Below are 16,599 nucleotides of genomic sequence, written 5' to 3' on the forward strand. Positions count from 1 at the left end.
GGCCGCGGCTCACTTGGCTGCGGGCTGGGCCTTCGACGTGAGGGTGATCTTTCCGTTCGCGAGATCGGTGGTGAGCGCGGTGATTTCGGCCTTCAGCTCGGCGGGGATGGTGGCCTCGAACTCGTGGTACGGGGCCAGGCTGACACCCTTGTTCGCGATGGTGCCGACATAGGCCTGGTTGCTGAACTGCTTGTTGTAGGCGTCGGTGATCGTCTTCGCCACGGCGACGTCCATCGCCTTCTCGACGCTGGACAGCAGGGACGAACAGTATTCCGCGGCGCTCACGCAGCCATCGGTGTCGACCCAGATCGCGGTGACCTTGCCGCCCGAGGAGTGCGCGGCCTCCAGCGCGCCGAGGCCCGCCGGACCCGCCACCGGGAGAATGACATCGGCGCCCTGGCTGATCAGATCGTTGGCCTTGGTCTTGCCGATGTTCTTGTCCTGGAAGTCATTGGTGATCACCCCCTGCTGGGTGGCCTCGTCCCAGCCGAGCAGCTGGACCTGCTTGCCCTTCGCCTTGTTGTAGTAGGCGACGCCCTCGGCGAAACCGTCCATGAAGATGGCGACGGTGGGAATGTTGATCCCGCCGAAGGTGCCGACCTTGCCGGTCTTGGTCTGTGCCGCGGCAAGATAGCCCGCCAGGAACGACGGCTGAGCGGAGTTGAAGGTCAACCCCTGCAGGTTCGGCAGCGGCGGGTTCTTCGAGGTATCGGTGTAGGCGTAGTCGACGATCGCGAAGTCGACATCCGGATTGGCCTTCGCCGCGGCGTAGGTGGCGTCGCCCTGCTTGAAGCCGATCGTCACGATGATGTTGCACTTCTGCCGGACCATCGTGTTGATGTTGGTCGGATAGTCGTTGTCCGACTTCGACTCCAGTTGTGCCTTCGAGATGCCGAGGGCGGCGACCGCGTCGGTGACCCCCTTGAGGGAGGTCTGGTTGAACGACTTGTCGTCGAACTTGCCGGAGTCCGACACCATGCAGGCCTTGAAGTCCTTGGTGCCCGCCGCGCCGCTCTTGCCCTGCTCGGACGGCGGACTACCGCACGCGCCGACGGTCAGCACGAGAACACCGGCAGCGGTGAGGGTGTGCAGCCACCTACCCATATTTGCCTCCTGAAACGCGAAACCCCGCAACCCAACTCACCGAAACTGCTGGAGAGTGCAGTGGTGGTGGGAGTTTAAGACGCGGAACCGATCTTGGCTCGGTTTCCGCGCCATCTCCGGCATCCGGTTTGCCCGGTTAGTTGTTCGCGGGGGCCGAGCGCAGGATCAGCACGGTGACTTCGCTCGGTGCGAAAACGCGCAGCTGCGGGCCCCAGAAGCCGGTGCCACGGCTGGTGTAGAGCTGGGTGTGGTCGCCGTGGCGGCTCAGGCCAGCGACAACCGGTTGGTCGAGACGGACCAGGTAGTGGAACGGCCAGATCTGGCCGCCGTGGGTGTGGCCGGAAATCTGCAGCGCGACGCCCGCCTCGACGGCGGCGTTGATCTGCTTGGGCTGGTGGGCCAGCAGCACCACCGGCAGTCGCGGGTCGGCACCGGCCAGCGCGGTCGTCAGGTCGGGGCCGTGGCCGGGGAGACCGACGCCGGTGGGGTCGTCGATGCCCGCGATCACCAGGAGGTCGCCGCCGCGGGTCACCGTCTGGTGCTGGTTGCGCAGCGGCTGCCAGCCGATGGCGGCCATGTGGTCGATCCAGCCCTGCGCGTCGCCGAAGTATTCGTGGTTGCCGGTGATGTAGAAGCGCCCGAGTGCGGCATCGACCTTGCCGAGCGGGTCGACCTGTGAGTGCCGCTTCGCGACCGAGCCGTCCGCGAGATCGCCTGCGTGACAGGCGATATCGGGCCGCTGCTCGTTCACGACCGCGACCACTTTCTCCGACCAGCGCAGGCGATCGAGTGCGGCGAAGTGGGTGTCGGTGACGACCACCATGCGCAGTCCGTCGAGTCCTTGCCCGAGGCCGGGGATGGACACCTCCACCGTGCGCACCCGAGGCACCCGCCGCGCCTCGATGATTCCCCATGCCACCAGGGCGATCGACACCGCGAACACGCCAACGGCGACGATGCGGGAGCGGTCCGGATCGCCTACGCCACCGAGGGCAAGACCCCCTCCGACGATGGTGCCGATCACCGACCAGCTGAACACCACCCACGCGATGCCGAGCAGCGTGTCGCCCACGATGGACGCGGCATCCGACTGCGCGGGTCCGTGGCCGAGGAACATCGACGCGGGCAAGCCGACAAAGGCAAGCGCGAATACCGCGGTGCCGAGCCAGAACATGGGGCCGGTGCCTTCGGTGGGCGCGCCGACCAAGGTCCACCACGGAACCAGGAACAGGATGGCGGGGATCGCCAAGAACAGGGCAACGCGCGGCACGTATTTCAAGAGACCATCCTCGTCGGCGGGGGCGTGCTTCGCGCGGTCCCTCCGCCCCGGCGCTGGCCTTGTCGACGATAACAGCGCGCGGCCGCGGGTTTACCGGTAGCAGATCGGGGCGCAGACGCGCGGATCGGGTTCAGTGCGACTCTCGGTTACAGTTAACTGTCAGCTATGTGCGCAAGCTATGCGGGCAACGGGCCCAACCGGCCGACGGCACGATGCCGGCGCCGGGCCGACACAAGGCGGTGACTCGATGGGTGACGTGCGGTCGATCTTTCAAGCATGGTGGCGAGATCGGGTCGACTATCGCTGGCTGGTCGCCACCTTCCGCGCTCGGTCCGCGCTCGTGCCGATGAAGATCATGGTCGGCTCCGGCGGCCTGGTGATGGTGGTGATCACCCTGCTGGCACTGGTGTCGCGCGCGGGCCAGTCCGGGACAGCCGGGGTGACGCAAGCGATCATCGCGGCCACGCTGGCGGGGCTCTGGACATTGCGCTGGTGGCTGCTGCCGTGGCCGAGTGCGGCGGAGTCGCTGATCTGGGTCGCGGTGGTGGATCTCGCGGTCACCGCCAACAATGTGATGGTGCAGGACCGGCTGCTCGGAGCGCTCGGGATCGTCCTGCTGGTCACCACCGGCGGTTACGTGACGATCTTCCACGGACCACGAATACTTGCCATCCACATCGGCTGGTCGGTGCTGTCGATCGTGCTGGTCGCGACCCTGCTGGTAATCGGCTGGCCCGGGAACGATCCGCACGCTACCGGCGACATCGCGCTCGGTATCGGCGTCGTGTTCGCCAACATCGCGGTGGCCTGCGTCGTGCTCCCCATCGTGCAGTTCTCGCACTGGCTGCTGCGGCTGGACGCGCTGTCGGATCCGCTGACCATGCTGCTGAATCGGCGCGGCCTGGACTTCCACCTGGCGAACCTGTCGAGTTCTACCGTCGAGGGCGCGGTGTATGTCGTGCTGATCGATCTGGATCGATTCAAGTCGGTCAACGACAGCATCGGGCATGCGCTGGGGGACGAGGTGCTGGTGCGGACCGCCCGCTGCCTGCGCGCCGCCGGGCCACCCGGAGCCGTCGCGGCGCGCACCGGCGGTGACGAGTTCGTCGTCGTCGGTTGTCCAGGGGGCGGGGGAGTCGTCGTCGCCGAGCAACTGCGCGGTGCCATCGAGGCGATGGCCGGTCTGCCGATCATGATCACCGCCAGCGTCGGGGTCGCGGTCGCCGATCCGGTGCTGGACGCCGATCCACGCACCGGTTCGATCTATCGGAGCCTGTTCCGGCGCGCGGACTCGGCGATGTATCAGGCAAAGCAACTCGGCGGCAACGCGGTCGTCGTCGCCGAGGCCGCGCCTGAATACCTCACCACGGTCCAGAAATCGGGGTAAGCCACGGTCGCGGCTTCTTCCACTGGTGCCGGGAAGGTCTGCGGTGGCAACGAGGAGGTGTTTCGGTTATTGCCGGAAATGTTGTCCATGTGCACAATTGGCTGCGCCGGCTATCGGGGCGGTGCACATTTTGCTCTGCCGCAGTAGCTCTCGGCGTTACCGGGTGTCCGGATGGTTAACGGAGGGTTGTCGACATGGTGATCTTTTGTGACAACTATTACCGGATGAACACCCTTTTCTTTGTTGACGCCTCTTGAATTATGGCCATAGCGTGGCGTTCCATATTCAGCTCTCGACGAGGTATCGGTACGATGAATGTTCGACTCGCTGTGTTGCCTCGCCTGTCCAGAATTGTTCTCGGAGTGGCTATTTCGGTGTTGATGGTGGACGCTGCGCTGGTGTCGGCCGCGAATGCCGACCCCGATGCGCGGGATCTCGACACGTTGTTCGGTGGGATGGGATCTCACCAGGTGGCGCAGACCGCTGCAACGGTGGCCTGCCCCGGGCCGGGGGCGCTGAGCGGTGAGAATATGGTTGTTCCTCGCCGCTGTCAGGGCACATTCCCGTTCGGGTCCGGATCGCCGGTCGGCGTTCAGTATTACTATCCAGCCGATATCGATCGGTTGGGTAAGGTGCCCGCGGTTGTCTTTACCCCTGGCATCCTCGCCGACCCAGGGTTCTACGACGCGATGTTCAGGCAGTGGGCCAGTTACGGATTCATCGTCGCGGTGTCCTTCGACTACCTCAACACGCTGTCGGAAATGCAATTCGCCGGTCTCGGTGCATTGAAGGAGCGTGACCTCGACCCGGGCTCGCCGCTGGCTGGAAGGGTCGATTTCCGTCGAATCCTGCTGGCCGGTCAGTCGGCTGGCGGCGGCAGCGCGTTGCTCGCCTCGAATATCGCGCCGCGATTCCGTGCGCTCGACCCGGCCTTTCGGGTGGTCGGATCGCTGGCGCTGGAACCGGGTCCGCTGGCGGTCACCAACTTTGTGCCGACGCCGACCTTGATCATTCAGAACGCCAGGGATTCGGTGGTGCCCGCCGGTGGGTGGGTGGACTGGTATCAGTACCCGGGACTGCACGAGGCGCCCGCATATGTGGCGACCCGTAAAGCGGTGACACACACCGATGTAGAGAACGCGTTGCTCGCGCTGAACGGCGAACACAGCCTCGCATTGGCCTGGCTCCTGACGGTCGGCATGGGGGATCCGATCGCGAGTCGCTTCTTCACGGGCCCGGACTGGAAGCTGCCGGACGAGCCGAACTACGCCGACGTCCGGCGCAACTCCAAGGCCGACGAATGGCAGTTGTGAGAGGTATGGCGATGCGAGACAACATGATTCGAGTCTTTGCGGTGCTGACGATGGCGGTGGCGGCTGGGGTCGCGGTGCTGGCAGTCCCCGCCGGAGCCGAAGTATCCGTCGGAGCGTTCGCGGTCGGCGGACCGATCGAGCAGACGTTCCTCGAAACAGGCGGCCGGCCAGTGTGGGGCGGACCCCTCGACAACGCACGAGGCACCGCTGACGGCGGACAATTCCAGCCGTTCGAACACGGCGTCTTCTACACCAAGTCGAACGTCGATGGCGGCAAGGCATATGCGTTGAACGGGCCGATCCTCGCGAAATGGAGGGAACTCGGCTGGGAGCGCGGCGCCCTCGGATATCCGACAAGCAACGTGTACAAGCTGTCCACCGGAGGTTTCGCCATACCGCTGATCGGCTACTTCGGCGACACTCCTGGCCTGTGGAGCAAGTTCGAGCACGGGGTGATCTATTGGACGGAGGGCACCGGCGCACACCCGGTGGCCGGCCCGATCTATGACATCTGGCGCAAGGCCGGATACGAAAGCGGTGCTTACGGATACCCGATCGGCGACGATTACCGCACCCCGGACGGTGCTGTGGCGCAGCGATTTCAGCGCGGAATCATCACGGCCACATCATGATTCGGTCTCATGCGGTGGTGCGGTGGTGGGGCCGCCGAGTGGGTGAGGCTTGGGCTTGACTCGGTTGCGGAGGCAACCTAACCTCGAACGGCCACGCGGCAACCATCGTCGATAGCGTACGTCGATAGCTTTCATTCGGTGGCGTTGCGGACCAGTGGGGGATCGATTGATGGAGTTGAAGGCAGCGTGAAGGGCGAGCGGGAGTTACGTCGCCGCCTGCGTCGTCTGCTCGTCGAGTTGGACATTCAGCCGCCGTTGGACGTGGCCACGTTGTGCCGTCGGGTGGGTGAGCAGCGGGGAAAACCGATCCAGCTGGTGGCGCACCCGATTCCGATCCCTGGCCCATTCGGGGCGTGGATCGCCACCGCTACCGTCGACTACATCCTGTATCAGCAGGAGACCACCAAAGCCCACCAGGATCACATCGTGCTGCACGAACTCGGGCACCTGCTGGCCGGTCACCACAGCGATGAGCAGGATGATTCGCTGATGACCGAGCTGTTCCCGTTCAGCGGCCTGAGCCCCGACGACGTGCGAACCGTGCTGCGCCGCACCTGTTACGACACCGTCGAGGAACGCGAAGCCGAGACGGTGGCCACCATCATCCTGGAATGGGCCTCCGTGCTCGACCAGATCACCACGGGGCCGATATCGGACGCGGCCGCACAACGCCTCGGCTCCGCGCTGAACGACCGGCGGGGCTGGCTGTGATCGGCATCCAGATCGTGGTGGGGATCGGGATTCTCACGCTGGCGTGGATGCTGTCCCTGGTGGCGCTCAAACCGCGCGACGTGCGGTTGCGCTCGATCACCGCGGTAGTCGTGTGCTGGACCATGGGGTTGCCCTTTGTGGTCTACGCCTCCAGAGGCGTGGATTTCCACGGTCTCCAGCCGATGTGGTCCCAGGTGACCAACCATGTGCTGATCATGACCGGCGCGTACTGCCTTGTCTGCTTCTTCTCCTACAGTGCGTTCGATCGCCGCGAGGCCGGTGTCCGAGCCAAATGGCACGCGCTCGTGCTGGTCGCCGTGGTGAGCACGCTGATCGTGACGGCCGCGTTCATTCCCGCTGAACTGCGTACTGTCGCCGCGCAGGTGACGACGGGTAAGGGACAGGAAGCTCGCGGTGTATTCAGCATCAGCCTGTTCTACACAGTCGCGAATTGCTATCTGCTGTCCGCGTTCCTGAGCTCGGCGCTGGCCACTCGGCGCGTCGTGCGGCACGCCAAGGGTGGGCTTCGGTTCGCGCTGCGGATCACCATGGCCGGGCTGGCCACCCTGATCTTGGCCTTCACGATCTTCGCGGTCAGTAGCAGTCTGCACTTCGCGAACACCGACCTGCCCGACCCGGCCCGGGTGGCCGGAGTGATGTTGCTGCTACCCGGCTTCGGGCTGTTCCTGCTCGGCATCACCGTGCCCGCCGCCGTCACCAGGGTGGCCGCCGGGCGCATCTGGTGGCGCCATCTGCGGGCGTATCACACGCTCACGCCGCTGTGGACGCTGCTGCACGCGGAATTCCCCGAGGACGCGCTGATCCGCGTGCCGACCAGCCCGCGACTCGACCGGCTTCGATGCACCGGCGTGCACCGTCGCTTCTACCGCCGGGTCATCGAATGCCGGGACGGGTTGGTCCGGATCAGTCCCTACCTGGCCCACATTCAGGCCGCCGCGCCCCAAACCGCTTCCGCGCCAACTCAACTAGCGCAGCAGCTGCGGCAAGCTCTGCAGGCCCGCGCGTCCGGCGTCGAGGTGCGCGGCAGGCCGATGCCGATCGCCAGTCCGGCGACCGACGGACTCGACGCCGACGTCGACGAACTCCTCGCGCTGGCCAGTGCGCTGCAGCCGGTCGGCGCGTCGGCACGCTGAGGCGATCGGCACGCTGCGGCTATCGTCACGCTGCGGCTATCGTCACGCTGCGGCTATCGTCACGCTGCGGCTATCGTCACGAAGGGGTCAGTCGTGCACCCCAGCTGGTCCGCACGGTGGCGCCGGGCGTCAGCCGGATCAGCCCGTCGCCGCTCTGAAAAGCGTTGGGCGGACAGGTCATCGGCTCGGCGGCGAGGCCGGTTCGACGATGTGACGGAGCGAGGGTGTCGGCGGTGAACAGCTGGATCACCGAATAGGAGTCGTCCACCCAGAGCTCGGCCACGGCTCCGTCGTTGCCCCGCAACCGTACCCAGGCGCGGCCGTCGTCGTCGCGGGCAAGGTCGGTGAACGGATGATCGATCGTCAACGCGCCCAGCGGCTTCGGTGTGGTGAAGTCGAACGGGGTACCGGCGACGGATTCGGTGCCGATCGGAAGCTGACGGTCGTCGTCGGTGACGATCCGGGTCGCGGCCTCGAAATGCAGGACCGCGTCATCGATCAGGCCGTTCCCCGGCGAGAGATACGGGTGCTGGCCACAACCGTAGGGTGCCGCGGTCTCGCCGAGATTGGTTGCGGTGGTGGTGACGGTGAGGCCGTCGTCGGCGAGTGCGTAGCAGATGGCGAGGTCGAGATAGAACGGGTAACCCTTGCGCGGGTGCAGCGTGGTCCGCATGGTGACCTCGTTCTGCTGCGCGTCGGTCGCCCGCCACGGCCGCCAGCGCAGCAGCCCATGGATCGCGTTGTGCTTCGCCGGTTCGGTCAGCGGCAACTGCTGGTCGACACCGTCGAAGCGATACTTGCCGTCCGCCAACCGATTCGGCCAAGGAATCAGCGCGCCACCGCGACCACCATCGGCCATCGCCAGCACGTCGTAGGGCTCCAGCACGTCCCGTCCGGCCATCCGGTACTCCCGGATGCCGCCGCCGACCTCGACGATCACGGCCCGCTGGTCGCCATGGCTGATGGAGAACTGCTGTCCGGATGGTGGCGGAGTCATGACCGAGGACGCTACCGTGCCCCGAGTCCTGAACTTGCCCACCGGTCGGTCGCTATGGATCTACCGTGGTGTTAAGGGGGTCTGCGGGTCAGGAGAACCGATGATCGACATCTTCACATTTCGAGGAACCAACGAGACGCGTAGCCCCGACGGCGCACCGATGGGCATGACGGCGGCCGTCACGGGGCTGCTCGACCCGGGGTATTTCCGCAGTTACGAACCGGATTGGACGGCGTCGATCGGGCCCGACCCGGATCTGTGGGGTCCGTCGCTGGACACCTCGGTGCAGGAAGGCATCGCCGCCGGGGTGCAGGCGATCCAGGATTCACCGAATGTCTGCGGGATGGTGTCTTATTCCCTGGGCGGCATCTGCGCCAGCCGAATCCTCGAGGGGGTGCACTGCGGGCAGTACACCAACACCGACGGCAGCCCGCTGGAGATCGCGTTCGCGGTCAATATCGCCAATCCGCTTCGGCGCGAGGGAGATTCGGTCGACAATCTGTGCCCGCCGTCGACCTTTGGACTGCACGGCCAGCACGGGCCGTGGCCGGAGCGGGTCCAGACACGCGAATACGCCAATCCGGCCGACATCATTACAGCGTCCCCGGCGGACTCGCCGCTGCGGATCATCGATGTGGGCATCTCGCCGTTCTCGTTCGTGGAGGGCGCGCGCTTCGGCGATGTCGGCTATCTGATCTTCGACGAGCTGCTGCGGTGGCTGCTGCACGACCCGGTGGGCAACCTCGACCGCTATGCCGAGGCAGTGCGCGGCGTCATCGGCCTGCTCACGCCCTGGCCGAACGGCCCGCACGTCGCCTATTCGGCGCAGAACCTGCCCGGCACGAACGTGGTGTGGACGACGCACGCGGCGAACTACATCAACGACACGTTCGCCCAATGATTCCGGCAGTAGCGCGATGACGCCGCCTGACATCGATTCAGGCCGACGTCATTTGGGCGTGCTGCCCACAGCTCTGGTGGCCTGAACTCTAACGTCCTGTGGCACAACCGGGTATGAAGCTACTGTCACGCCCATGACTCGCGCTTTATGGCATGTCCGTGGGATAGGCGCAGTGGCGGTACTGGCTTCGACTTGCGCGATGCTGACCGCGTGCGGCACCGACGCGCACAAGACAGCCGATCCGCAGCGCAGCGACTCGGCGACATCGACTCCGGCACAGTTGGGTTCGACCGCGTCGGTGGCGCAGGCCGCCCCGCAGACGATCGTGCCGATCGGCGATGTCCCCGGAAATCCGGACGCCGTCAGGGCGATTCAGCCGTGGGCGCGCGATCTGGTCGCCGACGACCTCGACCGACTGATCCGTAACTGCTGGACCATCGACCCGGCGCGCGCCCGGGAGATGTACAGCGACAAAGCCGGAATCCTCGCGGCGCTGGCACAAACCGGCCGCGACGGGCAGTTCACCGTTTCCTGGAGCGGACCGACCGAGGCTGTCCACTTGTACCGTGACGAAATCGCTTCCGGCTACGCCTGTCCGCGAGTAGCGCCGACCGGATCCGACACCACCCTCGACGAGGCCGACGCGCGTTACGCACTACACCGCTACCTGGCCCGCAGGACCGGATCCCCAGTGCACCCGCAAGATACAGAGCACAAGTACCGCCTCCTCTGTCTCGGTTCACCATTGGCCGACAACCCCGGAAAACTCAACGGCATCACCGTATTCGACGAGCGCAAGTCGGCCCTCGAGCCGACGGACTCGTACGGCTATAAGATCCAGGTTCCAGTGAGCTCCACCCGGGCCCAGTCAGTAACTTTCACGCTGTCGATCGGATCCACGGGCTACTGCGTCAACGATGCCAATTGAATACTGACACAGGAGAACTCGCTACGACACCGGCTCGCCTCCACAGAGCTCGAGGCGGCACATCACGCCGAATACCACGCAGCCGTGGCACCGTCGGCGGTGGGTTTGTCGGCTTCGGTGCGGAAATCACGAAGGACTCGTGGCGCCATGTCCGTGTGACGCCTGCCCGCCCACCTCCGAACACCTTGCGACACTGCAGGTTGCTGCTCGAGCAAACTGACCCGCAGGATCTTCTCGCAGCTGTGTACCGCTACGCCAGCGGAATCCGATTTACCTTGCATGTGTGACCAGATCGATGGACCATCACAATCCGGAGCCGGATCGGGGCCAGCGGGGGATTCGTCCAGTGACGAGAATTCAACCGCAGTCCAACCGAACTCGGCCCAGGCGCAGGATTTCAGCCCACTGCCGCCGATTCCGGTGATGGAGCAACCGGACGCCGAACTGGTGGGCACACCGGAGTGCACCGAACTATTGAAGGCGATCGCCAGACGGCGGGCTCGGATACACCGCCGACTGGTGGGCTCGACGTATTCGGTCTCGATCGTCCTGATGATCGCGCTATGGGTGATGCGGCAGTACGAAATCGCGATCGCGGTGACCGCGGTGGTCGCCTTCTCGGTGTTTCTGCGGCGGCTGGGGGCGGGTCCGTTGGCTCGGTCGTACCGGGCCGTGATCCCGCCGGACGGGCAGGCACTGACCATTCGGTTCGGCCCGGAAGCATTCGAACTGCAGACCACCGACAATCGAGCCCGCTTCCTGCACAGCCACTTCCGCGCGATAACGGTGGAACCGGCTTCGATCACCCTCCGCATGAGAAACACCGAGATCGCATTCCCGCGGCAATTGTTCCCGGACACTACGATCGACTACCTGCGCGCCCGAATCGCCGGGCGTGAAGATGTCGCGACCCCGCCGCCGCTGCCCCCGCTCCCGTCGCTGGATCAGCCGACTGCCACGGTCACCGCGGGACCTCACACCGCCGCACAGCTGGCCTGGGCGGTCACCTGGCGAAGAAACCGGCTGTTGACCCAGACCGGGGCCGCCATTGCCGCGATACTCATGCTGATCGCCGTCGCGATCGCGGGCACGCAGGGGCTGGTCGCCGGTGCCTTCGGGGCGGGCGTGATGATCCTTATCGCGCTGGTCACCCACTCGACCGCGGCGAGGGTCGACTTCGCCCGACTGCGACGAGGATTCACAAACTCCGCCGCCGACGGCGACCTGCTCGCCACCCGGTTCGGCCCCGACGCGGTCGACGTACGCACCCCCGAGTTCTACAGCCATGTGCGATACGACCAAATCACCGAGCTGACCATATGCCGCCACGCGGTGCTCATGAACCACGATGGACGCGCCATGGCCATTCCGCGGGAATTGTTCCCCGACCGCGCGATAGCCCACCTGCGTGCCGCCAACCCGGGCCTGCTCTGAGCTGACACACCCGCGAATCTCCTACGGCGCGGCTGAGCGACCGAACGCGGCAGGAGCGGACGTTCGTTGGGTTCGAACGTAGGGTGAGGGCTCGTGGAGCCAGATCGTGGCTGCCGCGCGATTTGGCTGTGGCCGTCAGGGCGCTTCAGGCGCATCCTGTGAAGTGCGCATGGTGAACGTGCGTGACCGGCATGCTGGGTTCTGGCCGGCGAGGAGGAATGCATGGAGAGCGCGCCGAGCAGGACAGCGATGTTTGCGGCTGTGTCGCGTGGATTGTTTCGCCTGGAGACGGCGTCGCCGTGGGTACTGGACGATGTGCTGGCCCTGGTGCTTGTCGGCCCGGTATGGCAGCAGCTGCGAGACCAGTTCGATCCGCTGTTCCCCGGCCCGGTCCGTCGCGAATCCCGCGCGGCTGTCTGCACCCGCAGCCGGTACGCCGAGGACCGGCTGGCTGCCGGCGCCTTCACGCAGTACGTGATTCTTGGCGCGGGGCTTGACTCGTACGCGTGGCGGCGGCCGGATCTGCTCGGCTCGCTGACGGTGTTCGAGGTCGATCACCCTGCCTCGCAGGCCTGGAAGCTCGAGCGGGTCAGGGAGCTCGGCCTGCCGCTCAACGACTCGCAGGTATTCGTGCCGGCTGATTTCGAGGCCGAACCGGTTCAGGATGTGCTGGGCGCGGCCGGGTTCGACTGGGCGCGGCCGGCGATGTTCTGCTGGACGGGCGTCGCTCCCTATCTGACGGCACCGGCGATCGAGTCGACGTTGCGCACGATCGCGGCGGCTGCTCCCGGGTCTGAGGTGGTGTTCTCCTACCGGGCCGAGGACTGTGTGCTCGACGACGCGGGGACGGAATTCGCCCGTATCTACACGCCGATCGCGGCTTCTGTCGGTGAGCCTCTTCAGCCCGGCTGGCCGGTATCCGAGATCGAGAGGCTGATCAGCCGGTGCGGGCTGAAGGTCGTGGACCATCCCGCACGGGCAGACCTCCAGCAGCGGTACTTCGCCGGCCGTACCGATGGGCTGCGGCCCTATACCTTCGAGACCCTGGTGGCCGCGCGGGTCGTCTGAGCGAGCGGAGACGATGAACTGGTCACCGCGGCGGGCGGCCAAGGTGGCTGCCCTACGGATGGGGCGTAACCGGCCGTCCGGCCCGCTGGCGGCGGCCATGCCAAGTGCCACTACCGACCCCATCACCCCCGATTCGCCACGGCGGGTCGAGGTCACGGCCGTCACACCACCGGCTAGGATTTCTTGCACAATGACGCAGTTACGGGACACACTCGGGGGTGTGGGCTTCCGGGATTGGAAACAGGCCGTTTCACACGGCGACAGCGACCGTGCCATCGCCGCGCGCATGGGCACCAATCAGATGCGGGTGGCACGCCACCTCAGCGACACCCCGGTTGCCGAGACCGTCATCGCATTCAGCCGCACCTATGGCGTGAGCCCGGTAGAGGGCTTGATCGCGGCCGGGTTCCTGACCCGCGCCGAAGTGCAGCGGGCGTCAGTGCGCGAGGCACTGCAGGATGCCAGCTCGGAAGAGCTCGCCGCCGAAGTCGGCCGCCGCCTCACCGCCGACACCCCGCCGCCGGCCCCCCGGTCCCGCCGTGAGCGACTCAGCAAAGGATTACGCGAGGAATGAAGGGAGCACGCGAGGGATGACCGACGGCCTGTTCGGCCTCGCGATCGTGGTGACCGCCCTGACGGCGCTCGCCCGGCTCTCGGTCTGGCGCACCGCCCCGCAGACCCGGCTGCTCACCGTGATACTCGCACTGCTGGCTGCTGCGGCAGTTTTCGCGCACGATCGGCTCAGTGACGCGCTCGACGCCCACTTCGACGACCCAGGCTGGTCCGGCATGGGCTATGACGTGCTGCTGCTCACCGCCGTCTGCCTCCTGTGCGCCTACCTGGCGCGGATTTGGGGACATCCTCGCCTCGCCAGGGGTGCCGCGCTCGCCGCACCCGTCCTCGCGGCGCTGCTGATCATCACCTATGCCCTGGCCGAGCACCACGGCGAGCACCGTCATTACATCGGCGAGGAGCTCAGCCCCACCGCGACCGTGCACGGCCTGCTCGTGTCGAGTGCCCTGCTGCTGGCCAACCTCGTCATGGCCGTCACCGTCGCCGCCGCTCGGCCCCCGACTCGGACCCAATTGTGGTTCGGTGTGGCCGCCCTGGCCGGCCTTGTCGTGGCGACCTTGCGGCTCAGCGCGACCATCGACCCGGGCCGTTTCTCCGACGCCTTCTGGGACCTGCGCTACCCCCTGGATACCGTTGTCCTGCTGGCGGTTTCCGCGGCCGGGATCGATAATCTGCTCCGTAAGCGGCGATCCCAGGCGGCCTCGAATAGTTGATCACGGGCCGCTCGCTGCCCGCTGGAGGGTTCGGATCCACGCGACAGCGACGAGGCCGTCTCCCGTGGCGTGAACTCTGCCTCCATCCGTGGCTTATGCTCACGCGCCCCTTACGGGTACAGGCGACTCATTTTCGAGATATGCACTCAAGAGTGACGCTCGCCTCACCTGCCATCCTTGGCCATCATGACCAGTAGTTTTCTGGTGCGAAGCCGACCATCGGCGGCAAGCGTACCGAAAGCGGCTTGCGTCTGTGAACCATAATTGACACAGTGTGTCTCATAAGTGAGTGACGGCGGCTCTGTCCCGTCTGGCCTGGCCTGATCGACTGCTGATCGGCGGCCCGCTGCCCGGACTCGCCACCGCGCCGGTCCCGTTCCACTACCGACAGCCGAACACCATGTCGAGCATTCTTGGAGAAAATCAATGACCGACCCGAATACGGAGAAAGTAGGTGCCCCGCTCCGAGCTTGGCTCGGTTTGCCGGTGCTGGTTCTGCCGGCGTTCCTTGTTGCGATGGATATGCCCGTTCTGCATCTCGGCATGCCGAATGTTGAGCGCGCGCTGCATCCGTCGCCGACAGCGGCCATGTGGGTTATCGATATCTACGGATTCAGCCTTGCCGCGCTTTTGGTGACGATGGGCAATGTCGGCGACCGGATCGGCCGCCGCAGGATCATGATGATCGGCGCGGGCGTCTTCGGTGCGGCCTCGACGCTGGCGGCGTTCGCCCCGAACGTCGGCATGCTGATCGCGGCACGAACGTTACTCGGGATCGGCGGCGCGATGCTGCTGCCGACGAGTCTCGCACTCATTTCCGACCTTTTCCCTCGCGGTGGCCGCGCACGCAGTGCGGCGGTGGGCATCTGGACCGCGTTTTTCGCCAGCGGTGGCGCCGCGGGATCAGTGATCGGGGGGGCGCTGCTGCACGAATTCTGGTGGGGCTCGGTATTTCTGATCAACCTGCCGGTTGTGCTGATCGTCATGGCGTTGGCACCGTTTGTCCTGACGGAATCTCGCCGGACCGCTCTCGGCCCCATCGACGTGCTCAGTGTCGGCCTGTTCGCCGGCGCCGTGCTGCCGCTGGTCTACGCGATCAAGCACACCGCCGTCGACGGTCTCGACAGATACAGCACGGGCACCGCACTGGCGGGACTCGCCGCGTCTGTTTGGTTTGTCCACCGGCAACGGCGCTTGGCTACGCCATTACTGGATCTGTCACTGTTACGGCGACCCTCCTTCACCATGGCGCTGGCCGCGGCATCGATCGGAGCGCTGTCCTGGGCCGGCATGACCTACCTCACCTGCATCTACCGCCAAACGGTGCTCGGCTGCGATGTGCTCGACGCGGCGTTACTAGGAATGCCCATGGCCGCAGCGGTTTTCCTTTCCTCAGTGGTCGGTGTGCGCATCGGATCACGATGGGGCGTGACCCGGACAATCCTGCTCGCGCTCGGCGCGGCGGCGGCGGGAAATCTATTGCTGGTCGCCACCGGCGTACATGCGGGCCTGCCCTGGTATGTCGCAGGCTCGACTACCGCCGGGCTCGGCTACGGGGTGTTGTTCAACTTCGCCTCGGACGCGGCCGTATCCGCGGTCCCGACATCGGAAACCGGTGCGGCGGCAGGCATTTCCGAGACGAGCCTGGAATTGGGTGGCGGGCTCGGGGTCTGCCTGATCGGATCGCTGACGGCGACGATATTCCGCTCCAGCGGCCATTTCGCCGGCACCTTGGAAGAAACCATTGCGGGAGCGCGCGGCGACCCGGCCACCATCGAATCCGCGCGAAACGCCTTCGTCACGGGTATGCATATTGCGACGGTCGCCAGCGTTGGCGCCGTGGTGATCACGGCCGCCGCAATTTGGGTGATGACCGTGCGGGCCAGGAGGAAAAACCACAACGAAGTAGGAGACCCAGAATGAATCGCAGGAAAATCATGACCGCCGTTTCCGCCCTCGCCGCCGCAGCCGCGCTGCTCGCGACGGCGACACCTGCCACCGCCGATACGGGCGGAGGTTTTGCCACAATGTATTCGCTGGCCGACGGCCCCTGCGTCGCCCAGGTCAAATCCTCCGTGCACAGCCCGGCTTACCCCAACGCCGCCGGGTTCACCGTGGAAACGCTGATGCCCGGCGTCGGTCCCTGCCACCTCGACGTCACCTTGCAATGGCACAACGTGGACACCGGCGAAAGCGGCACCTTCACCCAAACCGCGGTCGGCCCCGGAATATGGATGACACCCGGCCGGTCGCACATCTTCTACCCGGGATTCGGGCGGTTCGTCGGCACGGTCTCGCTCGGCCCGGCGCATTTTCCTGAGTCCGGCGAGGTGGCGTTCACCGTGGAGCCGTATCAGGACTGACAGCATGCGCCACCGTGTACGAGCTGGATATGCGCTGAGGGC

At 65.9% G+C, this 16,599-nt stretch carries 16 protein-coding genes; 13 read left to right on the forward strand and 3 right to left on the reverse strand.

Translation table 11 applies throughout. From position 1 onward, the window contains the following. Positions 1-9: 9 nt before the first annotated feature. A complete protein-coding gene (locus ACIA8C_RS06055) occupies positions 10-1,104 on the reverse strand; it encodes a BMP family protein (RefSeq protein ID WP_397131386.1) in 1,095 nt (364 codons plus the stop codon). A 136-nt stretch (positions 1,105-1,240) separates the two neighbouring features. After that, a complete protein-coding gene (locus ACIA8C_RS06060) occupies positions 1,241-2,383 on the reverse strand; it encodes a metallophosphoesterase (protein WP_397131388.1) in 1,143 nt (380 codons plus the stop codon). A 247-nt stretch (positions 2,384-2,630) separates the two neighbouring features. Between ACIA8C_RS06060 and ACIA8C_RS06065 the strand changes: the two genes are divergently transcribed. The 5 genes from ACIA8C_RS06065 (at position 2,631) to ACIA8C_RS06085 (ending at position 7,580) form a co-directional block, all read left to right on the forward strand. Beyond that, a complete protein-coding gene (locus ACIA8C_RS06065) occupies positions 2,631-3,770 on the forward strand; it encodes a diguanylate cyclase (RefSeq protein ID WP_397131390.1) in 1,140 nt (379 codons plus the stop codon). Between the two features lie 362 nt (positions 3,771-4,132). Beyond that, positions 4,133-5,083: a hypothetical protein gene (locus ACIA8C_RS06070; protein WP_397131392.1), complete on the forward strand. Its 951-nt coding sequence runs from the start codon at positions 4,133-4,135 to the stop codon at positions 5,081-5,083. Between the two features lie 11 nt (positions 5,084-5,094). Next, entirely contained in the window at positions 5,095-5,715 is a 621-nt protein-coding gene (locus ACIA8C_RS06075; RefSeq protein WP_397131394.1) for an LGFP repeat-containing protein, read from the forward strand. Between the two features lie 186 nt (positions 5,716-5,901). Further along, positions 5,902-6,426, forward strand: coding sequence for a hypothetical protein (locus ACIA8C_RS06080; RefSeq protein WP_397131396.1), 525 nt, complete (start codon positions 5,902-5,904; stop codon positions 6,424-6,426). Then, the gene (locus tag ACIA8C_RS06085) at positions 6,423-7,580 is read left to right on the forward strand and encodes an MAB_1171c family putative transporter (RefSeq protein WP_397131398.1); all 1,158 of its coding nucleotides are present in this window, start codon (positions 6,423-6,425) and stop codon (positions 7,578-7,580) included. Before ACIA8C_RS06080 ends, ACIA8C_RS06085 begins: the two co-directional genes overlap by 4 nt. A 76-nt stretch (positions 7,581-7,656) precedes the next feature. Here ACIA8C_RS06085 and ACIA8C_RS06090 read toward each other — a convergent pair whose 3' ends face one another. Further along, positions 7,657-8,577 carry an aldose 1-epimerase family protein gene (locus ACIA8C_RS06090; RefSeq protein ID WP_397131400.1) on the reverse strand — a complete coding sequence of 307 codons (921 nt, stop codon included), beginning with the start codon at positions 8,575-8,577 and terminating at the stop codon, positions 7,657-7,659. A 100-nt stretch (positions 8,578-8,677) separates the two neighbouring features. Here ACIA8C_RS06090 and ACIA8C_RS06095 point away from each other — a divergent pair, with 100 nt between their 5' ends. The 8 genes from ACIA8C_RS06095 (at position 8,678) to ACIA8C_RS06130 (ending at position 16,557) form a co-directional block, all read left to right on the forward strand. After that, on the forward strand, positions 8,678-9,478 hold the full coding sequence (locus ACIA8C_RS06095; RefSeq protein WP_397131402.1) for a hypothetical protein: 801 nt from the start codon (positions 8,678-8,680) through the stop codon (positions 9,476-9,478). 172 nt (positions 9,479-9,650) lie between these two features. After that, positions 9,651-10,406: a hypothetical protein gene (locus tag ACIA8C_RS06100; RefSeq protein ID WP_397131404.1), complete on the forward strand. Its 756-nt coding sequence runs from the start codon at positions 9,651-9,653 to the stop codon at positions 10,404-10,406. 423 nt (positions 10,407-10,829) lie between these two features. Next, the gene (locus tag ACIA8C_RS06105) at positions 10,830-11,840 is read left to right on the forward strand and encodes a hypothetical protein (RefSeq protein ID WP_397131406.1); all 1,011 of its coding nucleotides are present in this window, start codon (positions 10,830-10,832) and stop codon (positions 11,838-11,840) included. A gap of 222 nt (positions 11,841-12,062) precedes the next feature. Then, entirely contained in the window at positions 12,063-12,908 is an 846-nt protein-coding gene (locus ACIA8C_RS06110; RefSeq protein WP_397131408.1) for a class I SAM-dependent methyltransferase, read from the forward strand. 220 nt (positions 12,909-13,128) lie between these two features. Then, complete coding sequence (locus ACIA8C_RS06115; protein WP_397131410.1) at positions 13,129-13,482, forward strand: hypothetical protein; 354 nt, start codon at positions 13,129-13,131, stop codon at positions 13,480-13,482. 16 nt (positions 13,483-13,498) lie between these two features. Further along, entirely contained in the window at positions 13,499-14,194 is a 696-nt protein-coding gene (locus ACIA8C_RS06120; RefSeq protein WP_397131412.1) for a hypothetical protein, read from the forward strand. Positions 14,195-14,620: 426 nt separating this feature from the next. Continuing rightward, on the forward strand, positions 14,621-16,117 hold the full coding sequence (locus tag ACIA8C_RS06125) for an MFS transporter (RefSeq protein WP_397131414.1): 1,497 nt from the start codon (positions 14,621-14,623) through the stop codon (positions 16,115-16,117). Then, the gene (locus ACIA8C_RS06130; protein WP_397131416.1) at positions 16,114-16,557 is read left to right on the forward strand and encodes a hypothetical protein; all 444 of its coding nucleotides are present in this window, start codon (positions 16,114-16,116) and stop codon (positions 16,555-16,557) included. Before ACIA8C_RS06125 ends, ACIA8C_RS06130 begins: the two co-directional genes overlap by 4 nt. Positions 16,558-16,599 lie beyond the last annotated feature (42 nt).

The organism is Nocardia sp. NPDC051321 (genome assembly GCF_044455225.1).
Lineage (GTDB): Bacteria > Actinomycetota > Actinomycetes > Mycobacteriales > Mycobacteriaceae > Nocardia.